Genomic DNA, 25,581 nt, shown 5'->3' on the forward strand with positions numbered 1-25,581 from the left:
GAAGGAGGGGGTCGTCGGCTGGCTCATGCCGCGAAACTACGGTGTTTCCACCGGATTGGCGACGGCCGCCCTGCGGAATCGGACCCCCGCTTCATGCGGTACGCGACGGGCTTTCGAGCGGTACGCGACGGGGCTTCATGCGGTACGCAGCGGGGTTTCGACCGCCATCAGCCCTCGAGCGTTCCCCAGCTCGGCTTCCAGGCGCTTTGCGGATCGATCACCACGATTTCCATGCCGCCCTCGTTGGCCACATGGACGGCGATGCCGAAGGCCTGGGCGATGGGCATCACGCCGGTGGTGCTGAACTGGCGTCCGTCGGCGAGCTTGACCTCGCCCTTCACCTCGTCGCCGACCTTCGACAGGCAGAGCGTGACCGCGGTGACGACGGGGGCGTGAACGCGCCGGAAGACGTTGGGCATCGGATGACCTCTGACTGTGTCGCGACAAACGAAAAGGGCGGCACGAGGCCGCCCTTTCCAAAATCTGAGAGAACCGAAACGCTCAGCGCTTCGAGAACTGGAAGCTGCGGCGGGCCTTCTTGCGGCCGTACTTCTTGCGCTCGACCACGCGGCTGTCGCGGGTGAGGAAGCCTTCGCGCTTCAGCGGCGCGCGCAGCTCCGGCTCGTAATAGGTGAGCGCCTTCGACAGGCCGTGGCGCACGGCGCCGGCCTGGCCGGAGAGACCGCCGCCATGCACCGTGACCGTGATGTCGTACTGGTCGACGCGGTTGGCGATGGTGAGGGGCTGGCGCAGGATCATGCGCAGCACCGGACGGGCGAAGTAGGTCTCGACGGCGCGGCCGTTGACCACGACGGTGCCGTTGCCGGGCTTGATCCAGACGCGGGCGACCGCGTCCTTGCGCTTGCCGGTGGCATAGGCGCGGCCCTGCGCGTCGAGCTTCTGAACGTGGACGGGAGCCGCGTTCTCGGGATCTTCGACGTTGGCGCGGTTCAGGTCGGAGAGGGACTGGAGGGTCGCCATGATCAAGCGCTCACGTTCTTGCGGTTGAGGCTGCCGACGTCGAGCGCCTGCGGCTGCTGGGCGGTGTGGGGATGCTCGGTGCCCTTGTAGACCCGGAGGTTGCCCATGATCTGGCGGAACAGCGGTCCACGGGGGAGCATGCGCTCCACGGCCTTCTCGACCACGCGCTCGGGGAACCGGCCGTCGAGGATGAACTTCGCGGTCCGCTCCTTGATGCCGCCCGGGTAGCCGGTGTGGTGGTAATACACCTTCTGCTCGCGCTTGCGGCCGGTGAACTTCACCTTCTCGGCGTTGATGACGATGACGTTGTCGCCGCAATCGACGTGGGGCGTGTAGGAAGGCTTGTGCTTTCCACGCAGGCGCATCGCGATGATGGTGGCGAGCCGGCCGACGACCAGACCCTCCGCATCGACGATGATCCACTTCTTGTCGACGTCGGCGGGCTTCAGAGAAAAGGTCTTCATCCCGTGGCGTTCCGTATGATGTCTTGCAAAACGATGCGCCGCCACGTGAGACACGCAGCGGCGTTGGAGGCTGCAATACGGCGCAACGGGTGAGTCGTCAAGGTGTTTCGATGCAGCCAGAATGGCAAAAACCGTAAGCGGATGAAGCATTTCGACGTTGCGGTACCAGGATACCGCAACGGATAACCCCTCTCCCCTCTGCGGGAGAGGGTGGCCCGCGAATGCGGGTCGGGTGAGGGGAGCGCCCTATCCGGAGAGGTCACCCCCTCGCCCGGTCGCTCCGCGTGCATGGACCAGATACGCATGTTTGCCCCAAGGCCGTTTCTTCGACCGTGAAGCGTCGATGCAGAGGCGCGCCGGTCTCCCTCTCCTGGAAGGAGAGTGCTGGGGTGAGGTGTAGTCCATCTCCGGAAGAGTCACACACCTCACCCTGTCTCTCTCCTTCCAGGAGAGGAGACCCGCGCTGCCCGCGAGAAGGAACGAGGTGAGCGAGGGTCGGGAGAGGGGAGCACCATCTCCGGAGAGGTCGCCCCCTCTCCCGCCTGCTCCGCGTGCATGGACCGGATACGCATGTCTGCCCCAAGGCCGTTCCCTTGACCGTGAAGCGTCGATGCAGAGGCGCGACGTGCTCCCTCTCCTGGAAGGAGAGGGTTGGGGTGAGGTGTGGTCCATCTCCGGAGAGGTCACACACCTCACCCTGTCCCTCTCCTTCCAGAAGAGGGGACCCGCGCTGCCCGCGAGAAGGAACGAGGTGAGCGAGGGTCGGGAGAGGGGAGCACCATCTCCGGCGAGATCGCCCCCTCTCCCGCCTGCTCCGCGTGCATGGACCGGATACGCATGTCTGCCCCAAGGCCGTTCCCTTGACCGTGAAGCGTCGATGCAGAGGCGCGACGGGCTCCCTCTCCTGGAAGGAGAGGGTTGGGGTGAGGTGTGGTCCATCTCCGAAAAGGTCACACACCTCACCCTGTCCCTCTCCTTCCAGGAGAGGGGGCCCGCGCTCATCATGAGGTCACGCGAGAACTCACCGCTCCGGCGGGATCGAATACGTCCCCGTGGCGTGGCAGACGAGGTCGTCCGAGCCGGGGGCGAAGAGCTGCGCCTCCCCCACCGCGAGGCGCTTGCCGAGCTTGAGGAGCGTGGCCTCGGCGACGAGGCCGGTGGGGCCGGGTTTCCTGAGGAAGTTGAAGGAGAGGTTCGTCGTCACGGCGAGGCCCACCGGGCCGATATTGGCGAGGATCGCCGCGTAGAGGGCGTAATCGGCGAGCGCCATCATGGCCGGGCCGGAGATCGTGCCGCCGGGGCGCAGGAAGCGCTCGTGATGGTCGAGGCGCATCCGCGCGGAGAGCGGCCCCACCGCCTCCAGGTGGAAGACGCGCCCGTCATGGTTCATCTGCGGGAAGTCCCGCTCCAGGAAGGCGATGGTCTCAGGCAGGGACATGGCAGTCGTCATGGCTCGCCTTGCAGCACGGGGCGCGATGGCGGACAAGTCTGCGAGCCCGTCACGCAAGAGTCCCGATGACCGACCCCGTCGCCGTCCGCCATGATCCTTCGCGCCATGACCGCTACCCCGATGCGCTGATCCGCCGGCTCCTCACGGAGACGAAGACCATCGCCCTCGTGGGTGCGTCCGCGAACCCGGCCCGGCCGAGCTGGATCGTGCTGAAATACCTGCTCTCACGGGGTTACGACGTGATCCCGGTCAATCCCGGCCTCGCCGGGCAGATGCTGCTCGGCAAGGCCGTCGTCGCCCGCCTCGCCGACCTCCCCGGCCCGGTCGACATGGTCGAGATCTTCCGCAATTCCGACGCGGCCGGTGGCCTCGTGGACGAAGCCCTCGCCCTGCCGGTGCGGCCGAAGATCGTCTGGATGCAGCTCGGCGTTCGCGACGATGAAGCCGCCGCCCGCGCCGAGGCGGCGGGCATCACGATGATCATGAACCGCTGCCCCAAGATCGAGTACGGGCGGATCTCGGGCGAGATCGGCTGGACCGGGGTGAATTCCCGGATCTTGAGTTCGAAGCGGCCGGTTTTGGGGGGTAAGGGGGTTCAGCGGTTGACGATTGAACGGGGGTGAATACTGACCTATTTATCTGATTGGCAGTTCATTGGTTGTGTTCGTCTGCTATTGATCTTCAATCTTATTTCCGAGAAGAACAAAATTCGAAACTTGTGGTGTAAGAATTGTAGTAAAATAATCCGGGTTATTGTTTATTTTTTCTCGAATTTCCATCAACAATCTTCCAAGGACGTTCTCGCCCTCTAGAATGTTTCCGTTTATAGGTATAGCGCCCCAGTAACTGTCCTTTGAGGAATCTTCGACTATCGGTTTATTGTCAGTAGATATTAGAAGTCTAGAAAACTTATCCCAATTGCAAAATAGCTTTTTACGCAGGCACCACCTCATTATTGGTACTTTTACTTCTTCCCAATCCCTTCGCGAATCCTTCCTGAATGGTTTAGACCGCATTTTTGCAGTCATCGGGCTGGCCTCAGAAATAATTGTACGTTGAACCTCGGGCATGTGAGGATATCTGCATGCCTGATAAAGTGCTTCAGAAGTTCGAATACTAATGTCATTAATCTTTATAGGAAAGCCCGGCGCCATGTTAGATAGACCGCCATATGCTTCCGAGGTCTTTCGGAAGCATATGGCTTCGTGACGAATGTATGTTCTAAATCTAGATGGGGGCATGTTTAATTTGTCTTGCGTGGGAATAGTGGATACCATGGATCGCCAGCCCAGAGTACTAGTGGGGCATTGTTTGGGCAGTTTCTAAAAGTCACGACCATAGTGCCAAAGCCTGTAGTTTTCAGCATGCTGTTACCCAGGGGGCGCATATACTCATTTAAGTATGGACACTGCTTTCTAATCTGCACTCCTTTAATTAAAAATTGCTGTTCAAGCAAAAAACGACCTTCTTCTGATGAGAAGAATTTATTGCCGCCAACCTGTCCAGGCGCCCTAAGAACAGGGTCAAGGCCAAGTTCTGTAATGTACTTATTTGTCTCGATGTCTGCTGGAATAGTGGTGGGTCTTAACACATCTGAATTATTCATATACGCTTTGCGATCTTCGATGCTTTTTGCGTGCCACCAATCTAGTTTTATACTTTTTCCGGAATCCTTTGAAGCTTTATTGATATCAGTTTCCGCAAAATATTTACCAAGTAGGTGAATTCCAAGTGTTAAGATAACCAATTTTGCTTCTTTGGGGGATTCCTCCCGTATCCATCTGGTTATATCCGTTTTTGTTCGACCTCCAGAATATACTAGATCGTCCAGATATAAAAAGGTATGGGGTTCCTCGCCGCATTCCGAAATTCCAAACCCACATTTGGATTGCAGCGTATTATCAAACATCTCAAGCATAACTCGCTGGCTGTTACCTGCAGTTTGTAAAGCTAGAAACTTTACCCCGCGCCAAAAAATAGATGGATCATCGCCTGCAAGATTTTTATTGGATATTACAGATGAAATGAAATCTTTGAAGTTCTTTTTATTTATGTAAGTATTTTCTAAAACATGTTTCATTTCTAAAAGTATAGGATCTTGCGCGCTATCTGGGAATTGACGAACCCATCGGTCTACATGCTCAGTGTCTAGCCTTTTAATCTCTCCGTTCCTATAATCCGCTATTTCTGAAGAAATAGCGGTCAGTAATTGGTGACGGTTGGACATGCTATTCCCTACCAATTATGCTTTTGCGGCCACCAGTCGGTTTCGTGTTCACGCAGCCGTGGATAGCAATATAACGTAATAGGTTGTAATTGAAAGCGAGCGAACTCCTAACTGTATGATTTTCTGTGAGATATATCTGTGGGGTAAATTTTTTTGAATAAGTGCGGCTGAAGTTAATTATTATTTCGTGCTTCGGTCTTTAATGACATTCCACCTGTCTCCTCCATCAGCGCCACAGCCACAAAACTAACCCCAGCCGCCACAGCGAGATACAACCCGACCCAACCGATCCCGCCCCACTCACTCAGCCGCTGCGCCAGATACGGCGCGGCGGAGGCGCCCAGGATGCCGGCGAGGTTGTAGGTCACCGAGGCGCCGGTGTAGCGGACGCGGGTGGGGAAGAGCTCGGGCAGCAGGGCGCCCATGGGCCCGAACAACCACCCCATGGCGAAAAGGCCCAGACACAGGAAGCCGAGCACCAGGCCGCCCTGCCCGCTTCCGAGCATCGGGCCGAGGAGCAGGCCGAGCGAGGCGGTGAAGGCGAGGCCGGTGAGGAGGACGGGGCGGCGGCCGTAGCGGTCGGCGGCCCAGCCCGAGAGCGGGATGCCCAGCGCCATGAACAGCACGGCGACGCATTCGAACAGCAGGAAGGTCGGGCGGTCGAAGCCGAGTTTCGAGACGCCGTAGCTCAGGGCGAAGACGGTGGAGAGGTAGAACACCGCGTAGCAGGCCACCATGGCGAAGGTGCCGAGCAGGGTCGCTCGGAGGTACTTGGTGAAGATGACGGCCAGCGGCACCCGCTCGGGGCCGGCCTTCTCCATCGCCGCTTTGAACACCGGCGTCTCGGTGAGTTTCAGCCGGACATAGAGCCCGACGCCCACGAGCACGGCCGAGGCGAGGAACGGGATGCGCCAGCCCCAGGCCTGGAAATCGGCCGGGGTCAGGGCCAGCGCGAGGCCGAGGAAGCCGAGATTGGCGGTGATGAAGCCCACCGGCGCGCCGAGCTGCGGGAAGATGCCGTAGAGGGCGCGTCGCCCCGGCGGGGCGTTCTCCACCGCCAGCAGGGCCGCGCCGCCCCATTCGCCACCAAAGCCGATGCCCTGGCCGAAGCGCAGGACGCACAGGGCGAAGGGTGCCCACCATCCGGCGGTGGCATAGGTCGGCAGGCAGCCGATGAGCACGGTGGAGACCCCCATGATCATCAGGGAGGCCACCAGCGTCGCCTTGCGCCCGACCCGGTCGCCGAAATGCCCGAAGAACGCCGCCCCCAGCGGCCGCGCGATGAAGGCGATGGAGAAGGTGGCAAAAGCCGCGAGCGTCTGCACCGAGGGATCGTCGGCCGAGAAGAAGATCGGCCCGATCACCAGGGCGGCGGCCGTGGCGTAGACGTAGAAATCATAGAACTCGATCGCCGTGCCGACGAAGCTGGCGATGAGGATCTTCGCGGCGGAGACGGGCGGGGGCGGAGCAGGCTGGAGCATGCGGCGCTATAACCGCAGGTGCGGGCGAGTGCCATGCGAATTCGTGCAGGATCGTGCCTGCGCATCCCCTTCTCCCCTCTGCGGGAGAAGGTGGCCCGCGTTAGCGGGTCGGATGAGGGGAGCGCCCTATCCGGACGCGTTGTCCCCTCTCCCGGTCGCTCCGCGACCACCCTCCCCCGCAGAGGGGGGAGGGACGCTCGCACACCGCTCGCGACACCGCTCACCCTTGACCCACGCCCATCGTCCGCCATAAAGAACTTCTGTTCGTTTAAGCGGAACGAGGCTGTGTCTCCTCTTCCGTCTGGCCCGGCACAGGCGCTAGAACGGAAGCCGTTCGTGCCGCCGGCCCCTGGAGGATGTCCATGACCGACCGTATCCCCGGCTTCAACACGCTGGCGATCCATGCGGGCGCCGCCCCCGACGCCACCACGGGCGCCCGCGCGACCCCGATCTACCAGACCACGTCCTTCGTCTTCGACGACGTGGACCATGCCGCCTCGCTGTTCGGGCTGCAGGCCTTCGGCAACATCTATTCGCGCATCACCAACCCTACCAACGCGGTGCTCGAAGAGCGCATCGCGGCGTTGGAGGGCGGCACCGCCGCCGTGGCGGTGGCCTCGGGCCATGCCGCCGAATTCCTGACCATGCACGCGCTGATGCAGCCGGGCGACGAGTTCGTGGCGGCCAACAAGCTCTATGGCGGCTCGATCAACCAGTTCAACCATTCCTACAAGAGCTTCGGCTGGAACGTGGTCTGGGCCGATACCGACGATCCGGATTCGTTCGAGCGCGCGATCACGCCGCGCACCAAGGCGATTTTTTGTGAGTCCATCGCCAATCCTGGTGGGGTCATCACGGACATCGCCGCCTTGTCGGTGATCGCGAAGCGCCACAACATCCCGCTTATCGTCGACAACACCATGGCGACGCCGTACCTGATCCGGCCGTTCGAGCACGGCGCCGACATCGTCGTGCATTCGGCGACGAAGTTTTTGGGCGGCCACGGCAATTCCATCGGCGGCCTCGTGGTCGACGGCGGCACCTTCCCCTGGGCCGGCGACGACCGCTACCCGATGCTGTCGCAGCCGCGCCCGGAATATTCCGGCATGGTGCTGTCCGAGACCTTCGGCAATTTCGGTTTCGCCATCGCCATCCGGGTGCTGGGTCTGCGCGATCTCGGCCCGGCTTTGTCGCCGTTCAACGCCTTCCTCATCCTCAACGGCATCGAGACCCTGCCCCTGCGGATGCAGCGCCATTGCGACAACGCGCTGGAGGTTGCCACCCATCTCAGCACCCATCCGGCGGTGGAGTGGGTGAGCTATCCGGGGCTGGAGACCGACAAGTATCATCAGCTCGCCCGGCGCTACACGCCGTTGGGTTCGGGCGCGGTGTTCACCATCGGCCTCAAGGGCGGCTACGAGGCCGGGGTGAAGCTGGTGGCCAACCTGCAGCTGTTCTCCCATGTGGCGAATATCGGCGACACCCGCTCGCTCGTGATCCACCCGGCCTCCACCACCCACCGCCAGCTCACCGACGTGCAGAAATCCGCCGCCGGCGCCGGGCCGGAAGTGGTGCGGCTTTCCATCGGCATCGAGGACCCGGCGGATCTGATCGAGGATCTCGACGCGGCGTTAAGCGCTTGATTTCATTGGAGATGGTCGTGCGTGGCAGCCTTGCGCCTGCGACGCTTGACCCTCACGGTGGCGGGGATTACCCCGCGAACCAATCCCCCATCGAGATCGTTCGCTTCGCATGACGCATGAACCTTTCGAGCCCTCCGGCGAGCCCCCGGTCATTCTTCTCGTCGAAGACGACGGCCTTCTCCTGATGGAGGCCGCCGATACCCTGGTCGATGCGGGCTTCCGTGTCCTCGAAGCGCCGCAGGCCGACAAGGCCCTGACGATCCTCGAACGCAACGCGGAGATCGACCTGCTGATGACCGACGTGGACATGCCGCAGGGCTCCATGGACGGGTTCGCGCTGGCCCGCCTCGTCGCCCATCGCTGGCCGACGATTCCCGTCCTCGTCGTCTCCGGCATGGGCACGCCCGGGCCGCACGACATGCCCGACGGCGCGCGGTTCATCCCGAAACCCTACGCGCCCACCACCCTGGTCCGGACGTTGCGGGCCTTCGCCAGGCGCGCTGCCTGACCTCTCTCTTCTTGAAGATCGCGACGCCCATCATGGCCACCGAGACCCGCCCGCTCCGCTTCGCCACCCAGGCCGTCCATGCCGGCGCGGCGCCCGACCCCGCCACCGGCGCGCGGGTCCAGCCGATCTACTTCACCAACGGCTTCGTGTTCGAATCCACCGAGCAGGCCGCCGACATTTTCGCCATGCGGCGCACCGGCTTCTCCTATTCGCGCGGCTCGAACCCCACCGTGGCCGCCCTGGAGCGCCGGGTCGCCGCGCTGGAAGGCGCCAAGGCGGCGGTGGCCGTCTCGTCGGGCCAGTCCGCCCTCCTCCTCGTGCTGATGACGCTGATGAAGAGTGGCGACGCCTATGTCGCCTCGCCGCGCCTGTTCGGCGGCTCGCTGGGCCTGATGAACCGCCTCGATGCGCGCTACGACCTCAAGCCGCTCTTCGCCAAGGGCCTGACCCCGGCCGATTTCGAGGCGGCGATCACGCCGCAGACGAAGGCCATCGTCTGCGAGTCGATCGTCAATCCCTGTGCCACGGTGATGGACATCGCCGGCATCGCCGAGGTCGCCAAGCGCCACAACCTGCCCCTGGTGGTGGACAACACCCTCGCCTCCCCGGCCCTGATCCGGCCGATCGAGCACGGGGCCGACATCGTCTTTCACTCGACCTCGAAGTTCCTCGGCGGCTCCGGTCAGACCATCGGCGGCATCATCTGCGACGCGGGCACGTTCGACTGGCCGGCGGCGGTGGGGCGCTACAACCTCATCACCGAGCCCTGGGCCGATTACGACGGCCTCGTCGTCTCGGACCGCTTCCCGGATTTCAGCTTCGCCGTGGCCTGTCGACTCTTTGGCCTGCGCGATCTCGGCCCCGGCCTGTCGCCGATGAACGCGTTCCTGACGCTCACCGGCATCGAGACCCTGCCTCTGCGGATGAAGCGGCATTGTTCGAACGCCAAGGCGGTGGCCGGCTTCCTCAAGGACCATCCGGCCGTGGACTGGGTGAGCTATCCGGCCCTCCCCGGCCAGACGGGCGAGGAACTCGCCGCGCGCTACGTGCCGGAGGGCCCGGGCTCGATCTTCACCTTCGCGCTGAAGGGCGGCGAGGCGGCGGCGGTGAAGTTCATCATGAGCCTGGAGCTCGTCTCGCATCTCGTGAATATCGGCGAGATCAAATCCCTGGCGATCCACCCGGCCACCACGACGCATCGCCAGTTGAGCCCGGCCGACAAGGCAGCGGCCCTGGTCGGTCCGGAGACCGTCCGTCTCTCCATCGGTCTGGAGAATGTCGAGGACCTGATCGCCGATATCGCCCAGGCCCTCGATCAGGCCGCCGCCTGATCAGGCGAATCTGAGCTCGGTCGAGGTCGCCGCTCCCAGGGAGGCGGCCCTGCCGCCATGCTTGTTGAGAAACCACGGCACCCGGCTCTGCGGCATGGGCTTGCTGTACAGGTAGCCCTGCGCATAGACGCAGCCCTGCTCGCGCAGGAAAGCCGCCTGGGCTTCGGTTTCGACGCCCTCGGCGGTGACGTCGAGGCCGAGGCTCTGACCAAGCTGCACGACTGCCGTGACGATGGCAGCGTCGTTGGCATCCCGTTCGAGATCGCGGACGAAGCTGCGGTCGACTTTGATCTCGTCCACCGGATATTGCTTCAGGTGGGTGAGGGAGGCGTAGCCGGTTCCGAAATCGTCGAGCGCGACGCGGATGCCGGCGCGGTGCAGGGTCGCCAGGACCGCCGAAACACGGTCGCCATGGCCGCCGAGGAGCACCGTCTCCGTCACCTCCACGCCGATCCTGTCATGGGCCAGCCCCGCGGCGGAGAGATCGGCGATCAGGCTTTCGGCGAGATTCTCCTGCGCGAACTGCGCCGAGGACAGGTTCAGGAACATCCGGCCGGGTTCGTACCCTTGCGCGATCCATCCGGCCATGTCGGCGAAGATCTGGCGCGCGAGGACATGGCCGACCGCGATCCCGATCTCCGCATCGTCGAAGACCGTCGAGAAACTCGCCGGGGACAGGAGGCCGCGGGTCGGGTGCTGCCACCGGGCCAGTGCTTCGAAGCCGACGATGCGACCGGTGGCGAGGCTGATCTTGGGTTGGTAATACGGAATCAGACCGCCGACTTCGAGCGTCAACCGCATCTCGCGGGCGACGGAGACGCGATGTTCGATATCCGCCCGGAGCGCCGGAACGAACAGCGTCGCGCGGTTTCGTCCGGCCGCCTTGGCCGCGTAGAGGGCAAGGTCCGCGTTGGTGAAGAGATCCGTCGGATTGGTGGCGTGTTCCGGAAACAGGGCGAGGCCGAGACTGGCGCGGGGCGAGACTGCGCGCCCTGAGACGGCCATCGCCGGTTTCAGGACGTCGAGGATCGCCCGGGACAGGGCGTGGATGCGCCGGCTCGACTGGTGGCGATCCTTTTCGCAGAGGGCGATGACGACGAACTCGTCGCCGCCGAGCCGGGCGACGAGATCGTGCTCGCCAATGGTGTTGCCGAGGCGTCGGGCCACCTCTTTCAGCAGGGCGTCGCCCGCGTCATGGCCGAGGGTGTCGTTGACCTCCTTGAACGCATCGAGATCGATGAGGATCAGGCCGACGCGCTGGCCGGACGCCTCCGCTTTGCTCAGCGCGGCGTCGAGGGTCGTCTGGAACAGAGCGCGGTTCGGCAGGCCGGTGAGGACGTCCCGCTGGGCAGCGAGGCGGATACGCTCCTCCACCGCCTTGCGGCTCGTCATATCGACCAGGCTGGAGATCACCCGGGTCGCGCCGTCCATCTCCACGGTCACCGCCGACAACAAGGCGTCCCGCCGCACCCGGCCGGCGGCGCCCGTGGTGATCTCGATTTCGTTGGCCGTTCCGTTCCGGTCGAGTTCCGCCTGGATCACGCGCCGGGTCGGTCCGTCGACCAGGTCGCGCGTGTTGTAGCGGGTCAGCGCTTCGCCGTCGTCGAGCCCGTAGAAGCGGCTCGCGGCGTCGTTGGCATCGACGATCTGGCCGTCATCCGCACGCGAGACCACGATCGGAATTGGCACCGCCTTGAACATCGTCTCGAACAGGCGCCGGCTTTCCGCCAACTCGGTATTGGCGCGACGCTCTGCCTGGGTCGCCGTCCATTCCAGGCGCCTCAGGCGGTTCGACCGCACCACGAACAGCAACATCGCGACGTTGGACACCAGAACCGCCAGGCAGATCCCGAACGCCGTGGACGGCAGGGGCCCCGGCAGGAGATAGCCCGCCGTCAGCGCGACCGACGCGATGGCGCTGGTCGTCACGCTCCAGAGGAAACGCGTCGGCACGACGATCATGTAGATCGCGGGCAGCAGGAGCATGACGAAGAGTGCGATGTCGGACCGCGACGAGCACAGGGCCGCGACGCATCCGGCCACGATGATCTCCCACGTCACCATCAACGCCTGGAGCCTGCCGAAGCGGGTGATGTTCCTGGAGGCCAGCAGGCAGACGAGGGAGATCAGGATAACGCAGACCCGGGCCGGGACGGCGACCCAGAAATGGGTCTGCCCCGCAAAGCGCCAGTCACTCAGCAGGAAGAGCGTGTTGAGGAAGACGCCGCAGAGGAAGACCAGCCGGGCATGGCGCAGGGTTTCGGAGAAGCGCTCCGCTTGGAATGCGGCTTCCCGTTCGACCGAGACGAATTCGCCGCCGATGGCGTTGAGTCGATGCTTCCACATGGCGCCTGACCCTCGCACGCAATCGTCGCACAGGCGTTAAGAACCGACTAGATTGCCAACATTTGTCAGTTCTGCGCCTTCATTCGGGTCAAGGCCCGCAACGCCCCGCGAAACGTTCTGACATCCTGCTCCGTCATGGCCATGCGATGGAGCATGTCGCGCATGTTGCGGGCGATCACGTCCCGCTTCTCGGGCGGGTAGAATCCACCTGCGTCGAGGCTGGCCTCCAGGCTGGCGACGAGGGAGGCCATCGCCTCCCGCGTGGCGGGCGGCGACTGCATCTCGCCGCTGAAGGGAAGTCGGGCCTGGCCCGAGGCCCTGCGCCATTCGTAGCCGACGAGGAGCACCGCCTGCGCGAGGTTGAGGGACGGAAAATCGGGGGAGACGGGAAAGGTGACGATGGCATCGGCCAACGACACCTCGTCGTTGGTCAGCCCGATCCGCTCCCGGCCGAACATCACGCCCACACGCTGTCCCGCCCGTGCAGCTACATCCGCCATGGCCTCGTCGGGGGCATGGGCGCGTTTCATCTGCCCGCGTTCGCGGGCCGTGGTCGCGAGCAGATAGTTCAGGTCGGCGATCGCCTCCGGCACCGTGGCGTGCACGGTGGCGCCGTCGAGGACATGCGTGGCTCCGGAGGCGGCCTCGCGCACGCCCTTCTTCGGCCAGCCGTTCTTGGGGGCGACGAGGCGGAGCTCCGACAGGCCGAAATTGGCCATGGCGCGGGCGACCATGCCGATATTCTCGGCCAGCTGCGGTTCGACCAGGATGACGACGGGGGCGATCATCGTCGCCCTCTGCCATGGAGCGGCCCGGCCGCATAGTCCGTCTTCGACAAGATGGGAGGAGCCGCGAGCGCTTCGGCTCCTCCGCGATTCGTAGACTCGCTCAGATCTTACCGTCGAGGCCCATCTGGTAGTATTTGTGGATGATCTTGTCCTGGTTCTCCAGGAGCCAGTCGATGGAGGGCTCGTTGGTCATGGCCTTGCGGATCGCTTCGGTCATGCCCTTGCGCTGGATCTCGAACAGGGCCTTGTGGTCCACCGTCTCGGCCTCGATCACGCCGGGGCTGAGCCAGACCGAGCAGATGATGCCGAGGTCGTTGGCCTTCTCCTTGGGGATGTAGCCGAGGCGCACGGCGTCGAGGACGCCGTTGGCGATGGCGAACTGCACCGTCCCCATCAGGATCGAGGTGTACTTGGCTTCCGTGACGCTGACCTTGGAGACGCAGAGCGTCACCGGCCGCACCATGATGTCGGTGTTGAGGAGCGCGAAGACGCGGGAATGGCCCACCACCTGATCGCCGGTGAGGGTGGCCAAAGCCGTGCCCACGGGACCGTCGAGCTCACCGATGATCACCTCCGGCTCGGAGGCGGTGTTGGGCGGGCCGCCGGCGACCAGGGCCTCGCCGGCCCGCAGGATGATGCGTTCGCTCATGGACATGTCCTTCTCGATGTCGGAATGGCCCGCACATTCCCGCCCCATCGCCGGATGTCCAGGGGGATCGGCGAATTTCGAGCCCGCCGACGCCCCGCGCGTTCTGTAAGGGGCACGGCTTTCGCGTCCTGGTGCAGCGCGCTATGACCGCCGCAGCGGGAGCGCGGCCGTCCCCGGCCGCGTGATGAGAAAGGTTCTGAGGATCATGTCGAAGATCAAGGTGGCGAACCCGGTCGTCGAACTCGACGGCGACGAGATGACCCGGATCATCTGGAGCGAGATCAAATCGAAGCTCATCCACCCCTATCTCGACCTCGACCTCGATTATTACGACCTCGGCGTCGAACACCGCGACGAGACCAACGACAAGGTCACCGTCGATGCGGCCGAGGCGATCAAGCGCCACGGCGTCGGCGTGAAATGCGCCACCATCACCCCCGACGAGCAGCGGGTGGAGGAGTTCAAGCTCAAGGAGATGTGGCGTTCGCCCAACGGCACGATCCGCAACATCCTCGGCGGCGTGATCTTTCGCGAGCCGATCATCTGCAAGAACGTGCCGCGCCTCGTTCCCGGCTGGACCCAGCCCTTCGTCATCGGCCGCCACGCCTATGGCGACCAGTACCGCGCCACCGACTTCAAGGTGCCCGGCAAGGGCCGCCTGACCATCAAGTTCGAGGGTGACGACGGCACCGTCATCGAGAAGGAAGTCTTCAAGTTCCCCGGCGCCGGCGTCGCCATGTCGATGTACAACCTCGACGACTCGATCCGCGACTTCGCCCGCGCCTCGCTGAACTATGGTCTCGCCCGCAAGTATCCGGTCTACCTGTCCACCAAGAACACCATCCTCAAGGCCTATGACGGGCGCTTCAAGGACCTGTTCCAGGAGGTGTTCGACGCCGAGTTCAAGGCGAAGTTCCAGGCGCTCGGTATCACCTACGAGCACCGCCTCATCGACGACATGGTCGCCTCCTGCCTGAAATGGTCGGGCGGCTACGTCTGGGCCTGCAAGAACTACGACGGCGACGTGCAGTCGGACACCGCCGCCCAGGGCTTCGGCTCGCTCGGTCTGATGACCTCGGTGCTGATGACGCCGGACGGCCAGACCGTGGAGGCGGAAGCCGCGCACGGAACGGTGACGCGCCATTACCGCGAGCATCAGAAGGGCAAGGAGACCTCCACCAACTCCATCGCCTCGATCTTCGCCTGGAGTCGCGGCCTCGCCCACCGCGCCAAGCTCGACGACAATGCCGACCTCGCCAAGTTCGCCAACACCCTTGAGAAGGTCTGCGTCGACACGGTGGAAGCCGGCTTCATGACCAAGGATCTCGCCCTCCTCGTCGGCCCCGACCAGCGCTGGCTCTCCACCACCGGCTTCCTCGACAAGGTCGACGCGAACCTGAAGACCGCCATGGCGTGAGGATGATGTGCGCATCGTCCCGCGGCATGCAGCCGGACGATGTGAGAGCTCCCCCCTCTCCATGTAGGTCTACGGATTTATACATCTGTTCGACGGTCATTCCCCTATCCGAGAGGGTTCGACACGAGACGCGACGGGGCTCCCTCTCCTTCCAGGAGAGGGAGCCCGCGCTGGCCGCGAGATGTGTGAACAGCGCAGCCCCGCTTGCGTGGAGAGCGAATGCGCACTGGCCGGAGCGAGACGGACAGTCATCGCTGAGATATCGGTGTCGTACGGCCCCTTCCCCGTCAGGAGGCCGACCTCGCCGCCTCGGCATTCCGTTTGCGGGTCGCGGCGGCCTTCTTCGCTGAGGCGGAGCGTTGCTCGGTGGTGCGGGAGACGGACGCCTTGCCGCCCTTGTCGCCGCCCTTGTGGGCCGCCGGATGGGCGCTCGACTTCCCCCTCCCCGATCCGCCCGGATGCTTGCCGCCGCCATCGTCCTTGTTGACGGTCGCCCAGGCGCGGGCCTCGGCCTCCTTCTCCGGCACGCCGCGCGCCTCGTAGGACTCCGCGATGTGATCGGCCTTGCGGATCTGCTTGTCGGTGTATTTCGACTTGTCACCCTGCGGCATGGCGAGCCTCCCGTATCGGGCCCCGCGCCGCTGCCTCAGCTGTCGCCGCCCGGACCGTCGAGGATGGCGCGAACGCGGCGGATCAGATCGGTCCGGCGATAGGGCTTGTTCAGGAGATCGAACTCCGAACCCCCGGCATCGGTTCGCTCCAGGCTCGCCTCGGCGTAACCGGTGGTCAGCAAGATCTTCAGGTGGGGCTGGCGCTGCCTGGCTTCGCGGGCGAGCACGATGCCGTTCATCCCGCCCGGCATGATGAGGTCCGTGAATAGCAGATCCACCGAGCCGTTCGAATCGAGGATGTCCAGGGCCTCGCGGCCGTTCCGGGCCATGAACAGGGTGTAGCCGAAATCCCGCAGGATGGTGCGCGCCAGTTCGGCCACGTCTTCCCGGTCGTCGACGATGAGGATGGTCTCGGTGCCCTGGCGGTCGGCCGGCTGCGGCACTACGCGCGCGGGCTGCCGGTCGTCCTCGGCGGCGGCCGGGAAGGACAGGCGCACGCTCGTGCCCTTGCCCTCCACCGAGTCGATCTGGACCGCGCCGCCGGATTGCTTGGCGAATCCGTAGACCATCGACAGACCGAGACCGGTTCCCTTGCCCTCGTCCTTGGTCGAGAAGAACGGCTCCATCACCCGGGCCAGGATCGCGGGTGGAATGCCCGCTCCGGTATCGGTGACGGTCACGGTGACGTAGCGCCCCTCGCTCAGGGGCCCCGACCCGCGTGAGGGGTCTGCGGAGATGTCCTGGTTGTCCGTGGAAATGACAAGGTCACCGCCATCGGGCATGGCGTCCCGGGCGTTGATGAGGATGTTGAGAAGGGCAGCCTCCGCCTGCGCCGGGTCGACCCTGCAATTCCAGAGACCCTCGCGCAGGTCGAGGCGCAGGTTGACCGCGTCTCCGAAGGTCCGCCGGGCCAAGTCCTCCATGCCCGTCACCAGGGCATTGAGATTGACCGCGCGGCCGTCGAGACGCTGCTTGCGCGCGAAGGCGAGGAGCTGCTGGGTGAGGGTCGTGGCCCGTTCTGCGGCGGTCCGGATGTTGTCGGTGGCCCGCCGCAGGCGGTTCCGGTCCGCGTCCGGCTGATCGAGACCGGTGCTAAGAATATCGACGTAGCCGACGATGACCTGGAGAAGGTTGTTGAAATCGTGGGCGATGCCCCCGGTCAACTGGCCGAGCGCCTCCATCTTCTGCGCCTGGCCCAGGGCCTCCTCGGCATCCCGCCTCCGGGAGACGTCGAGCTGCGAGGCGAAGAAATAGACCAGTTCTCCGGCCGCGTCGTAGATCGGCGCCACGTACAACGCGTTCCAGAAGGTCGACCCGTCCTTGCGGTAGTTGAGAATCTCGATGGCGAGTTCCCTCTTGCCTCGGATCGCCTCGCGCAGCTGCGCCACGGTCGCGGAGTCGGTCTCGGGCCCCTGGAGGAAGCGGCAATTGCGGCCGACCATCTCCTCGCGGCCATAGCCCGTCATGGCCACGAAGGCGTCGTTGACGAAGATGATCGGGTTGTCGTCCTGCCGCGGGTCGGTGACCACCATCGGCATGCGGGTCGCTTCGACCGCCGTAAAGAAGATGTCGCTGGTCTGGTCGGCGATCTCCGAGACCGCCCCGGTTCTCGCGCGCGGCGGATCACCTGCGGGGCGTGTCTCGGGAGGGTTGATCATCATCGGTCGATTGATTGGCCATGGAAGTCGGGACGGTCAGCATAGAACAACGGTTCGCATCGCATCCGTTTCCTTGACGATTCCCGTGATGACGACGCAGGCACATCATCCACCTGCGTCGTCACCGGCATGGAAGGTCTATTTCGCCGGCGGGGCGAAGCGCACGCTCTCGATATTGGCGCGCTCGAAGGCCTGCATCACGTGCTGGTAGGAGCGCTCCATCTCCGTGGCCTCGCCGTCCCCGGTCTCCTCGGGCTTCAAGACAAACATCAGCATCGAGCGTCCGGTGACCTCGTAGCGATCGCCGATGGCCCAGGTGCCGACTTCCTGACTGTCGGGCAGGTTGGTGTCGAGGAGCCGCGTCCAGCCGACGCCGCCGACGGAACCCGGCAGGGTGAACGAGACGAGGTCACTATAGGCGTTGTAGAGGATCAGGAGCGTCGCATCGCCTCCCCGGCGGTGGATGCCGGAGGCCTGGGCGCGGCCGTCGAGCAGGACGGCGATGGAATGCGCGCCGCCATCCGTCCAGTTCTCCGTGGACATCTCCTCGCCGTCGGGCCTCAGCCAGGTCACGTCCTTGACGCCGAGGTCTTCGTCATAGGCGCCGGAGAGGAAGCGGCCGCGGGTGAGGATCGGCAGGGCTTCGCGCAGGATCGTCAGGCGCTGCGTGAACTCGGCGAGGTCGCGACCCGCATCATCGATCCCCTCCCAATCGAGCCAGGAGATCTCGTTGTCCTGACAATAGGCGTTGTTGTTGCCGCCCTGGCTCCGGGCGAACTCGTCGCCAGCGAGCAGCATCGGCGTTCCCCGCGACAGGAACAGCGTCGCCATCATGTTGCGCATCTGGCGGGTGCGGACGGCGCGGATCGCCTCGTCGTCGGTCGGTCCCTCAACGCCGTAATTGTTCGAGAGGTTGTGGGAATGGCCGTCCCGCCCGTCCTCGCCATTCGCGAGGTTGTGCTTCTCGTTATACGAGACCGTATCGTTCAGGGTGAAGCCGTCATGGGCGGTGAGGAAGTTCACCGAGGCCCAGGGCTTGCGCCCGCGCTTGTTGAACTTGTCGGCCGATCCGGTGATGCGCGAGGCGAGGCTCGGCAACAGGCCGGAATCCCCGCGCCAGTAGCCGCGGACGTCGTCGCGGAACCGGTCGTTCCACTCGGCCCAGCCCGGCGGAAAGCCGCCGACCTGATAGCCGCCCGGACCGCAATCCCACGGTTCGGCGATGAGCTTGACCGAGTTCAGCACCGGATCCTGCCGGCAGGTATCGAGGAAGCCGCCGCCCTCATCGAATCCGTGTGGCTCGCGACCGAGGATGGTGGCGAGATCGAAACGGAAGCCGTCGACCCGCATCTCCGTCGCCCAGTAGCGCAGGGAATCGGTCACCAGCTGCAGGACGCGCGGATGTGACAGGTTGAAGGTGTTACCGGTGCCGGTATCGTTGATGTAGTAGCGCTCGTCGCCCGGCATCAGGCGATAATAGGAGGCGTTGTCGACGCCCTTGAACGACAGGGTCGGACCCTTCTCGTTGCCCTCGGCGGTGTGGTTGTAGACCACGTCGAGGATCACTTCGAGGCCGGCGCCATGCATCCGGGCCACCATCTCCTTGAACTCGGAGAAGGCGAAGTCCGGAACCGCCGCGTAGCGCCGCGCCGGGGTGAAGAACGAGATCGTGTTGTAGCCCCAGTAATTCACCAGGTTCTTTTCCTGGAGATAATCGTCCTGCACGAAAGCATGGACCGGCAGCAGCTCCACCGAGGTGACGCCGAGGCTCTTGATGTAGTCGAGCACCGCCGGGTTGCCGAGACCGGCATAGGTGCCGCGCAGCTTCTCGGGCACGGCCGGATGCAGCTTGGTGAAGCCCTTCACATGGGTCTCGTAGAAGATCGTCTTCTCCCACGGCACATGCGGCTTGCGGTCCCGTCCCCAGGTGAAGGCCGGGTCGATCACGCGGCTGCGACGGGTGAAGGGCGCGGAATCGCGCTCGTCGAAGGTGAGGTCGTCACCCGTCTCCATCTGGTAGCCGAACAGGGCCGGGTTCCAGGTGATGGAGCCGACGAGACCCTTGGCGTAGGGGTCGATGAGCAGCTTGTTGGGGTTGAACCGATGCCCGGCCTTGGGCTCGTAGGGGCCGTGGACCCGGTAGCCGTAGATCGTGCCGGGCCGCGCGTCGGGCAGGTAGCCGTGCCAGATCTCGTCGGTGTATTCGGGCAGCTCGATCCGCTCGAGCTCCTGCTCTCCGGCATCGTCGAACAGACAGAGCTCGACCTTGGTGGCATGGGCCGAGAACAGGGCGAAGTTGACGCCGAGGCCGTCCCAGTTGGCACCCAGCGGATAGGGCGATCCCTCTTTGATGCGCGATCGCACCGCCTTGGTCTGCGCGGCAGCCTGCGTCATCGGGGGGTTCTTGGCGACCATGATCACTCCAGGGGGGGCTCGCTGCCTGAGGCGGAGCCCGACGGCATGAATTCTGGCGAGTGAACGTTCATGCTTGACCGTAGGGTCCGCCGGCGCGGAAACTTTTTGCGGTGCGAGACGCCTTTTCGCGCAGGTGCCGTACTATGCAGGTGCCTACTATGAACGAGTCGCTTTGCCGCGTTCGACATCGTCGCCGTCCCGGAGCCAGCCCATGCCCGACAGATCTTCCGTTCTGCAGACCGTCGCCGACCGGCACGGCGTCAGCATCGACGCCGTGCGCCATCTCATGCGCGCCCTGGAAGCGGGCAACGGCACCATGGCCCAGTTCAACCATCCCGAACTCGGAGGGTTCGGCCAATGGTCGTCCGGCGGCATGACCATGATCGGCAACATGTTCGACGCCACTCTCAAGTCGCGGGTGGCCGCGATCTGCTCGGATCTGGCTCAATCCCTGCCCCCCGGCGGCTGGGACGACGGCTCGTCATCCGCGAACTGGTGGCCCGCCGAACTGGGGCGACCCGCGACGTCGGGCTCGCAGAACAGCATGCGCTACGCCTATTTCCCGGATAGCCGGTTGCTCGCGGTGGAGACGGCCGGAACCCTCGTGCTCTACGATACCGGGCATTACGACATTTCCGGCGTCTCGCAGCAGCAGGGTGATACCCAGAGCCTCCGCTTCAGTGGCCGCAACGGTTACGTCGACCTCGAATCGCTCCAGCGGGTCAGCGTGGCCCCCACCCCGGAACGCTCCCTCGAACCAAAGCCGTTCCACCCCGACCCGATCGCGGCGCCGACCCGCACCGAAGACCGCCCGCGCCCCTCGCCGGAGCCGGAATCCCATCAGGGCGGAGCCCCCGCGGGGGACGTGATCTCGACCCTCGAGCGCCTGTCCGAACTCCATCGCAAGGGCGTGCTGACCGAGACGGAATTCACGACCAAGAAGGCCGAACTTCTGGCGCGGTTGTAAGGATTTCGTGCGCCGGGACGGGTCCGCCCCGGCAGTCCCGTCCCGGCTCCCGGGGTGGCTCAGGTTTTTATCGCAGAACCGGGGGCCACTTCTGCGAAACCTGCTTAGGCCCCGGCGGCGCCCAAGCGGCGGCGTGCGTCGGCAATCAATTGGGCGATCCCGTCGTCGAGAGCCATGCGAGGGGTCCAGCCCAGATCTCGCAGGACGGAGGTATCGGCCACCATTTCCGGCGGCTCCCCCGCGCGGGGAGGAAGCGACCGCTGCCACGGCCGATCGAAGCCGCTCGCCCGGATGGCGCGCTCGATGAAGTCACCGAGGGGCACCGCGACACCGGATCCCAGGGGTACATCCTGCCATGGGGCAAGCCGCCCACGGGCATCGATCAGGGCGAGGATGGCCGCCACGGCATCGTCCACATGCACGAAATCGCGGCGCTGCGTGGCCGGCGTGGTCACGAGCGGCTTCAGGTTCTCGACCAGTTGCAGGGCGAGACCGGGAACGAACTTGTCCGGATCGTCGCCCGGACCATAGATCATCTGCAATTCCGCATTGGCCACATGCACGCCGGTTCGACCCTGCGTCACGAGCAGGCGGGCGAGATCGACGAATTGGCGCTTGGTCAGAGCGTAGAGGTTCACCGCGGGCGGCAGGGTCGTCGCGGTGTTGATGAACAGCGTTCCGGCACCCATCGCCCCGAGCAGCGCCGCGCTTAACGTCACGTTGGCATCCACCATCGTCGCCGCGCTCTCGCCCCGCCGCCCCTGAGCGGCGGCGAGATGGATCAGCACGTCGGGCGCGAGCGTACCCAGATGCCGTGCCGCCTCATCCGCATTGGCGAAGCGGGCGATCGAGGCTCCGTCGGCTTCGAGCACCGAGGAGGGCCGGGCCAGGAGGGCGACGTCGTCGCCCCGCGCCACGAGGGCGGCCGTCACCCTCCTGCCCAGGAAGCCGGACGCTCCGGTTATCGCTACCCGCACCGTGCCGGCCTCCTTGCCACATCCAACCTCGCCATATCCGAACGGAGCCGCACCGCGTTACGGGCGCGCGGCCATATCGGCCAGGAACAGGTCGATCTCGGCCTCGCTCAAGGCACCGACCGGTTCGCCCGCCAGCCGACGCTGCGACCAGTCGACGATCCGCTCCAGGGTCCGGTCCAGGCGCCATGTGGGCCGCCAGCCAAGGCGCTGGCGGGCCTTCGAGCAATCCAGCGACAGGGCATGCGCCTCGTGGACATGCCCGTCCTTGTCCAGCTCCCAGCCTGCCGAGCCGCCATACAGCTTCACCATCCGGTCGACGATGTAGCCGACCGGGCGGATGTCGTCGCCATCGCAGGCGAAGTTCCAGCCTTCGGCCCAGTCATGGCCGTCCTCGTACAGGTGCTCGGCGATGCGGAGATAGGCGCCGATCGGTTCGAGCACGTGCTGCCACGGCCGGGTCGCGCCCGGATTGCGGATCACGGCCGGCTTGTCCGCCTCGAAGGCCCGCAGGATGTCGGGGACCAGGCGATCCTCCGCCCAGTCGCCGCCGCCGATGACGTTGCCCGCACGCACCGAGGCGACCCGGGCCGAATCCGGCGTCGAGAAGAACGACTTGCGCCACGACGCGATGACGATCTCGCACGCGCCCTTGCTGCTGCTGTAGGGATCGTGACCGCCCATCGGGTCGTTCTCGCGATAGCCCCAGGGCCATTCGCGGTTCTCGTAGCATTTGTCGCTGGTCACCGAGACGACCGCCTTCACCGACGGCGTGGCCCGGACGGCCTCCAGCACATGGATCGTGCCCATGACGTTGGTGGCGTAGGTCTCGGCCGGCTCGCGGTAGGACAACCGCACCAGGGGCTGGGCCGCCAGGTGAAGCACGATCTCCGGCTGCGCCTCGGCGACCAGGCGCTTGACGAGTTCGGCGTCACGGATGTCGCCGATATGCGACGTCATCCGCTTGGCGATCTCCGCCTCGTCGAACAGGCTCGGCTGTGTCGGCGGGGCGAGGGACAGGCCCGTCACCTCGGCTCCCCAGCGGGTAAGCCACAGGGACAGCCACGCGCCCTTGAAGCCGGTATGGCCGGTGACGAAGACACGCTTGCCGCGCCACCACGCGGCGCCACCGCGTTCGGCTGCGGCGCTGGCTGCGGCGCTCATGCCCACACCTTCCACGGAGCCTTGCCGGACGCCCACAGGCCTTCGAGCATGTGCTTGTCGCGGAGCGTATCCATCGGCTGCCAGAAGCCGCGATGCTCGAACGCCATCAGTTCCCCGTCGCTGGCGAGGCCGCGCAGGGGCTCCTGCTCCCAGACCGTCAGGTCGTCGGCGATGCGCTCGATGACCTTGGGCGACAGCACGAAGAAGCCGCCGTTGATCATCGATCCGTCGCCCTTGGGCTTCTCCTCGAAATTCGTCACGACCTTGTCGTGGATGCCCAGGGCACCGAACCGACCCGGCGGGTAGGCGGCGGTGAGCGTCGCCTGGCGGCCGTGCTCGCGATGGAAGGCGAGGCTGGCGGTGATGTCCACGTCGCCCAGCCCGTCGCCGTAAGTGAAGAAGAATTCCTCCTCGTCGCGGATATGGTCCGCCGTCCGCAGCAACCGGCCGCCCGTCATCGATTCCTCGCCGGTATCGACCAGCGTCACACGCCACGGCTCGGCCCAGCGGCGATGGAACACCATCTCGCCACTCGACAGATCGATGGTCATGTCGGAATTGTGGAGTGCATAGTTGGCGAAGTATTCCTTGATGACATAGCCTTTATAGCCACAGCAGATCACGAAATCATTCACGCCATGGGCGGCATAGATCTTCATGACGTGCCACAGGATCGGCCGGCCGCCGATCTCCACCATGGGTTTCGGCTTCACCGATGTTTCTTCGCTGAGACGGGTGCCGAGCCCGCCGGCAAGAATGATCGCCTTCATAGTCACTCCTCGAAATATGTCTGAACAGAAAGGTTGTTGAGTGATATCAGCCGGCGGCCAGCACCCTATCGATATCCGCGATATTGGGCGACCACTCGGACGTTGCTGCGTTCATGGGCTGAAGCACGAACGTATGATGATGTCCGTAGACGGCCGACAACCGCGTGAAGCACGTCTGTACGCCCAGCATCTTGGATTTGGCCAGCGTCGTGGGCACGATCTCGAGGACCCTCACGCCCGGCTTAGCGAAGACAAGATGTGACAAACCGGCGCCATGTGCGCCGACGACCAGTTCCGCGTCGCGGAAGAGATTGATTTTCTCGAGCAAGCCAAGCTCGCTGAGCACCATTGGTGTGATGCCGCGTTCGGCGAGAGCCGTCTCGAATTCCAGTTCGCCGGCCATGGACCGGCGTGCCGAATCGCGGCGGGAGATATAGAAGCGGCGGGGCATCTCGCGATCGTTCTGGTGTTCCGCCGCGGCGATAAGGGCACCGTATGTGCTCTGGAAGGCATCCCTTCGAGGCAGTACGCCGATCTCCCCGTATCCCACATACAGCCGACGACAGAATACCGGGCCCTCAATTGCTATAATCTTTTCTTCTGCAATGCCGAGCGCTCCGAGCGCGTCCTTGGCCAAGCTCAGATGTTGCTTCCGGAGCAGGATCGGGCAGTCGGGCGTGCTGGGGTCGAGGCGCCAGGCGAGGCCGCTCAGCCGTCGCACGATCCACTCGAAATAGCCTTTGTGCCGGCCGGCGCAGCTGAAGGCTGTTTCGAAGAGGGGGACGGATGTCGGGTCGGTCACGCTTGGTCCAGCGCCGGTCGTTGCCTGGAAGACGCTTCCGTCCGCCGACCAGATCATTCCCAATTCGTTGGTGAAAACGTCTCTGTATTCCGTGACGACGGGAAATTTCTTTTGTTCGAGACGCACTTCGAACTTGGTAAACAGCGTCTTGACGAGTTCCTCGATCTCCGGTTCGATCCCTTTGAGGCGCACGACCTCGATACGCGACGGGGGCACACTGAAATTTTCCGAGTCGGTGGGGAAACGATGTGTCACGGTTTCGGTTCGTGCAGCTCGCGGCGCTATGAATCTTGAGATCAGCCGACGGACTTCGCGGCGTGTGACGCGGTCCTGCGGCATCTTCTTGAGGCGCACCGCGAGCTGCTGGGCCTTGTCTGATTTAAAATCAGGAGGAAGCCCATTTAGGATTTCAGCGGCGTCGAGTGGTCGCTTCCACTTCGTGATCAGTGACGCGAGTTTGATAACGCGATCGGCATCGTCGATCTGTCGGCTCCCGGCACAGCAACGTTTAATCTCTGCTTCATCGCCGAGCTCGAGGGCAGCGCGCAATTGATAATCGAGAAAATAGGGATGATCGACTGGGCTCTGGCTCCTCTTGGCGGCCAGGAGCAGTTTGAGCCAGCGCCCCGCAGAAGCGAAACCTTTCAGCTTGCGCATTGTCCGGCGATAGCTCTCATTGGCAGGCGATGCAGTGGCTTCCGTACTAATCGAAGTGTTCATCAATTTCGTATCGAGACCCATCTGTCATAACCTTACGGCGTAAATTGATCGACTGTCGCCTAACAGTTCTAGAATATGACACCTTGATGAATAGATGGGGCTATCGTCCCCAGTTGATCCCCGGGGCCCAATAGTCGGTATGGGAACGAATGACGCTTACGAAACCTGCAATCAATCCGATCGTCCTTTGGATCGTATGTGCAACCACTCCCAAT

Annotated in this window: 23 protein-coding genes; 6 read left to right on the forward strand and 17 right to left on the reverse strand. The window is 64.2% G+C overall.

Annotated elements, in window-relative coordinates:
- Window positions 1–167: 167 nt before the first annotated feature.
- The 4 genes from FPV16_RS15215 to FPV16_RS15230 form a co-directional block, all read right to left on the reverse strand.
- Complete coding sequence (locus FPV16_RS15215) at window positions 168–419, reverse strand: hypothetical protein (RefSeq protein ID WP_227439240.1); 252 nt, start codon at window positions 417–419, stop codon at window positions 168–170.
- A gap of 82 nt (window positions 420–501) precedes the next feature.
- On the reverse strand, window positions 502–981 hold the full coding sequence (rpsI, locus tag FPV16_RS15220) for a 30S ribosomal protein S9 (protein ID WP_027174194.1): 480 nt from the start codon (window positions 979–981) through the stop codon (window positions 502–504).
- Between the two features lie 2 nt (window positions 982–983).
- A complete protein-coding gene (gene rplM / locus FPV16_RS15225) occupies window positions 984–1,445 on the reverse strand; it encodes a 50S ribosomal protein L13 (RefSeq protein ID WP_018042797.1) in 462 nt (153 codons plus the stop codon).
- A 1,021-nt stretch (window positions 1,446–2,466) separates the two neighbouring features.
- Window positions 2,467–2,895 carry a PaaI family thioesterase gene (locus FPV16_RS15230; protein WP_227439241.1) on the reverse strand — a complete coding sequence of 143 codons (429 nt, stop codon included), beginning with the start codon at window positions 2,893–2,895 and terminating at the stop codon, window positions 2,467–2,469.
- Between the two features lie 65 nt (window positions 2,896–2,960).
- Here FPV16_RS15230 and FPV16_RS15235 point away from each other — a divergent pair, with 65 nt between their 5' ends.
- Window positions 2,961–3,518: a CoA-binding protein gene (locus tag FPV16_RS15235; protein WP_227439242.1), complete on the forward strand. Its 558-nt coding sequence runs from the start codon at window positions 2,961–2,963 to the stop codon at window positions 3,516–3,518.
- A gap of 48 nt (window positions 3,519–3,566) precedes the next feature.
- On the opposite strand, the gene FPV16_RS15240 is transcribed toward FPV16_RS15235, so the two are convergent.
- The 3 genes from FPV16_RS15240 to FPV16_RS15250 form a co-directional block, all read right to left on the reverse strand.
- Complete coding sequence (locus tag FPV16_RS15240; protein ID WP_319802245.1) at window positions 3,567–4,172, reverse strand: NADAR family protein; 606 nt, start codon at window positions 4,170–4,172, stop codon at window positions 3,567–3,569.
- Window positions 4,139–5,122 carry a hypothetical protein gene (locus tag FPV16_RS15245; protein WP_227439244.1) on the reverse strand — a complete coding sequence of 328 codons (984 nt, stop codon included), beginning with the start codon at window positions 5,120–5,122 and terminating at the stop codon, window positions 4,139–4,141. Before FPV16_RS15245 ends, FPV16_RS15240 begins: the two co-directional genes overlap by 34 nt.
- Window positions 5,123–5,295: 173 nt before the next feature.
- A complete protein-coding gene (locus FPV16_RS15250) occupies window positions 5,296–6,603 on the reverse strand; it encodes an MFS transporter (protein WP_227439245.1) in 1,308 nt (435 codons plus the stop codon).
- 362 nt (window positions 6,604–6,965) lie between these two features.
- Between FPV16_RS15250 and FPV16_RS15255 the strand changes: the two genes are divergently transcribed.
- The 3 genes from FPV16_RS15255 to FPV16_RS15265 all read left to right on the forward strand — a co-directional run bounded on the left by FPV16_RS15255 (window position 6,966) and on the right by FPV16_RS15265 (window position 10,085).
- A complete protein-coding gene (locus tag FPV16_RS15255; protein ID WP_227439246.1) occupies window positions 6,966–8,246 on the forward strand; it encodes an O-acetylhomoserine aminocarboxypropyltransferase in 1,281 nt (426 codons plus the stop codon).
- Between the two features lie 109 nt (window positions 8,247–8,355).
- Window positions 8,356–8,754, forward strand: coding sequence for a response regulator (locus FPV16_RS15260; protein ID WP_227439247.1), 399 nt, complete (start codon window positions 8,356–8,358; stop codon window positions 8,752–8,754).
- 32 nt (window positions 8,755–8,786) lie between these two features.
- Window positions 8,787–10,085, forward strand: coding sequence for an O-acetylhomoserine aminocarboxypropyltransferase/cysteine synthase family protein (locus FPV16_RS15265; RefSeq protein WP_227439248.1), 1,299 nt, complete (start codon window positions 8,787–8,789; stop codon window positions 10,083–10,085).
- Here the strand turns inward: FPV16_RS15265 and FPV16_RS15270 are convergent, their stop codons facing one another.
- The 3 genes from FPV16_RS15270 to FPV16_RS15280 form a co-directional block, all read right to left on the reverse strand.
- Complete coding sequence (locus FPV16_RS15270) at window positions 10,086–12,431, reverse strand: putative bifunctional diguanylate cyclase/phosphodiesterase (RefSeq protein ID WP_227439249.1); 2,346 nt, start codon at window positions 12,429–12,431, stop codon at window positions 10,086–10,088.
- Between the two features lie 65 nt (window positions 12,432–12,496).
- Entirely contained in the window at window positions 12,497–13,219 is a 723-nt protein-coding gene (locus FPV16_RS15275; protein ID WP_227439250.1) for an RNA methyltransferase, read from the reverse strand.
- A 100-nt stretch (window positions 13,220–13,319) separates the two neighbouring features.
- The gene (locus tag FPV16_RS15280) at window positions 13,320–13,868 is read right to left on the reverse strand and encodes a formaldehyde-activating enzyme (protein ID WP_227439251.1); all 549 of its coding nucleotides are present in this window, start codon (window positions 13,866–13,868) and stop codon (window positions 13,320–13,322) included.
- 205 nt (window positions 13,869–14,073) lie between these two features.
- Here FPV16_RS15280 and FPV16_RS15285 point away from each other — a divergent pair, with 205 nt between their 5' ends.
- Entirely contained in the window at window positions 14,074–15,285 is a 1,212-nt protein-coding gene (locus FPV16_RS15285) for an NADP-dependent isocitrate dehydrogenase (RefSeq protein ID WP_227439252.1), read from the forward strand.
- A gap of 287 nt (window positions 15,286–15,572) precedes the next feature.
- Here the strand turns inward: FPV16_RS15285 and FPV16_RS15290 are convergent, their stop codons facing one another.
- The 3 genes from FPV16_RS15290 to glgX form a co-directional block, all read right to left on the reverse strand.
- Window positions 15,573–15,896, reverse strand: a complete 324-nt coding sequence (locus FPV16_RS15290) for a plasmid stabilization protein (protein WP_227439253.1) — start codon at window positions 15,894–15,896, stop codon at window positions 15,573–15,575.
- A 35-nt stretch (window positions 15,897–15,931) separates the two neighbouring features.
- On the reverse strand, window positions 15,932–17,554 hold the full coding sequence (locus FPV16_RS15295) for a histidine kinase famiy protein (protein ID WP_227439305.1): 1,623 nt from the start codon (window positions 17,552–17,554) through the stop codon (window positions 15,932–15,934).
- 138 nt (window positions 17,555–17,692) lie between these two features.
- Complete coding sequence (gene glgX / locus FPV16_RS15300; protein WP_227439254.1) at window positions 17,693–19,969, reverse strand: glycogen debranching protein GlgX; 2,277 nt, start codon at window positions 19,967–19,969, stop codon at window positions 17,693–17,695.
- A 211-nt stretch (window positions 19,970–20,180) separates the two neighbouring features.
- Here glgX and FPV16_RS15305 point away from each other — a divergent pair, with 211 nt between their 5' ends.
- Window positions 20,181–20,936, forward strand: coding sequence for an SHOCT domain-containing protein (locus tag FPV16_RS15305; protein ID WP_227439255.1), 756 nt, complete (start codon window positions 20,181–20,183; stop codon window positions 20,934–20,936).
- Window positions 20,937–21,040: 104 nt separating this feature from the next.
- Here FPV16_RS15305 and FPV16_RS15310 read toward each other — a convergent pair whose 3' ends face one another.
- The 4 genes from FPV16_RS15310 to FPV16_RS15325 are packed head-to-tail and all read right to left on the reverse strand — an operon-like array spanning window position 21,041 to window position 25,387.
- Window positions 21,041–21,913 carry an NAD-dependent epimerase/dehydratase family protein gene (locus FPV16_RS15310; protein ID WP_227439256.1) on the reverse strand — a complete coding sequence of 291 codons (873 nt, stop codon included), beginning with the start codon at window positions 21,911–21,913 and terminating at the stop codon, window positions 21,041–21,043.
- Window positions 21,914–21,970: 57 nt separating this feature from the next.
- The gene (gene rfbG, locus FPV16_RS15315) at window positions 21,971–23,074 is read right to left on the reverse strand and encodes a CDP-glucose 4,6-dehydratase (RefSeq protein WP_227439257.1); all 1,104 of its coding nucleotides are present in this window, start codon (window positions 23,072–23,074) and stop codon (window positions 21,971–21,973) included.
- Window positions 23,071–23,844 (reverse strand): glucose-1-phosphate cytidylyltransferase, encoded by a 774-nt coding sequence (gene rfbF, locus FPV16_RS15320; protein WP_227439258.1) that lies wholly within the window; start codon window positions 23,842–23,844, stop codon window positions 23,071–23,073. Before rfbF ends, rfbG begins: the two co-directional genes overlap by 4 nt.
- Before the next feature lie 46 nt (window positions 23,845–23,890).
- Window positions 23,891–25,387, reverse strand: coding sequence for a glycosyltransferase family 61 protein (locus FPV16_RS15325; protein ID WP_227439259.1), 1,497 nt, complete (start codon window positions 25,385–25,387; stop codon window positions 23,891–23,893).
- Window positions 25,388–25,581 lie beyond the last annotated feature (194 nt).

Source organism: Methylobacterium sp. W2 (genome assembly GCF_020662345.1).
Taxonomy (GTDB): domain Bacteria; phylum Pseudomonadota; class Alphaproteobacteria; order Rhizobiales; family Beijerinckiaceae; genus Methylobacterium.

Coding starts and splice junctions, on each gene's coding strand:
- FPV16_RS15215 (WP_227439240.1), bottom strand. CDS start 419: ATGCCCAACGTCTTCCGGCGCGTTCACGCCCCCGTCGTCACCGCGGTC.
- rpsI (WP_027174194.1), bottom strand. CDS start 981: ATGGCGACCCTCCAGTCCCTCTCCGACCTGAACCGCGCCAACGTCGAA.
- rplM (WP_018042797.1), bottom strand. CDS start 1,445: ATGAAGACCTTTTCTCTGAAGCCCGCCGACGTCGACAAGAAGTGGATC.
- FPV16_RS15230 (WP_227439241.1), bottom strand. CDS start 2,895: ATGACGACTGCCATGTCCCTGCCTGAGACCATCGCCTTCCTGGAGCGG.
- FPV16_RS15235 (WP_227439242.1), top strand. CDS start 2,961: ATGACCGACCCCGTCGCCGTCCGCCATGATCCTTCGCGCCATGACCGC.
- FPV16_RS15240 (WP_319802245.1), bottom strand. CDS start 4,172: ATGGTATCCACTATTCCCACGCAAGACAAATTAAACATGCCCCCATCT.
- FPV16_RS15245 (WP_227439244.1), bottom strand. CDS start 5,122: ATGTCCAACCGTCACCAATTACTGACCGCTATTTCTTCAGAAATAGCG.
- FPV16_RS15250 (WP_227439245.1), bottom strand. CDS start 6,603: ATGCTCCAGCCTGCTCCGCCCCCGCCCGTCTCCGCCGCGAAGATCCTC.
- FPV16_RS15255 (WP_227439246.1), top strand. CDS start 6,966: ATGACCGACCGTATCCCCGGCTTCAACACGCTGGCGATCCATGCGGGC.
- FPV16_RS15260 (WP_227439247.1), top strand. CDS start 8,356: ATGACGCATGAACCTTTCGAGCCCTCCGGCGAGCCCCCGGTCATTCTT.
- FPV16_RS15265 (WP_227439248.1), top strand. CDS start 8,787: ATGGCCACCGAGACCCGCCCGCTCCGCTTCGCCACCCAGGCCGTCCAT.
- FPV16_RS15270 (WP_227439249.1), bottom strand. CDS start 12,431: ATGTGGAAGCATCGACTCAACGCCATCGGCGGCGAATTCGTCTCGGTC.
- FPV16_RS15275 (WP_227439250.1), bottom strand. CDS start 13,219: ATGATCGCCCCCGTCGTCATCCTGGTCGAACCGCAGCTGGCCGAGAAT.
- FPV16_RS15280 (WP_227439251.1), bottom strand. CDS start 13,868: ATGAGCGAACGCATCATCCTGCGGGCCGGCGAGGCCCTGGTCGCCGGC.
- FPV16_RS15285 (WP_227439252.1), top strand. CDS start 14,074: ATGTCGAAGATCAAGGTGGCGAACCCGGTCGTCGAACTCGACGGCGAC.
- FPV16_RS15290 (WP_227439253.1), bottom strand. CDS start 15,896: ATGCCGCAGGGTGACAAGTCGAAATACACCGACAAGCAGATCCGCAAG.
- FPV16_RS15295 (WP_227439305.1), bottom strand. CDS start 17,554: ATGATCAACCCTCCCGAGACACGCCCCGCAGGTGATCCGCCGCGCGCG.
- glgX (WP_227439254.1), bottom strand. CDS start 19,969: ATGGTCGCCAAGAACCCCCCGATGACGCAGGCTGCCGCGCAGACCAAG.
- FPV16_RS15305 (WP_227439255.1), top strand. CDS start 20,181: ATGCCCGACAGATCTTCCGTTCTGCAGACCGTCGCCGACCGGCACGGC.
- rfbG (WP_227439257.1), bottom strand. CDS start 23,074: ATGAGCGCCGCAGCCAGCGCCGCAGCCGAACGCGGTGGCGCCGCGTGG.
- rfbF (WP_227439258.1), bottom strand. CDS start 23,844: ATGAAGGCGATCATTCTTGCCGGCGGGCTCGGCACCCGTCTCAGCGAA.
- FPV16_RS15325 (WP_227439259.1), bottom strand. CDS start 25,387: ATGGGTCTCGATACGAAATTGATGAACACTTCGATTAGTACGGAAGCC.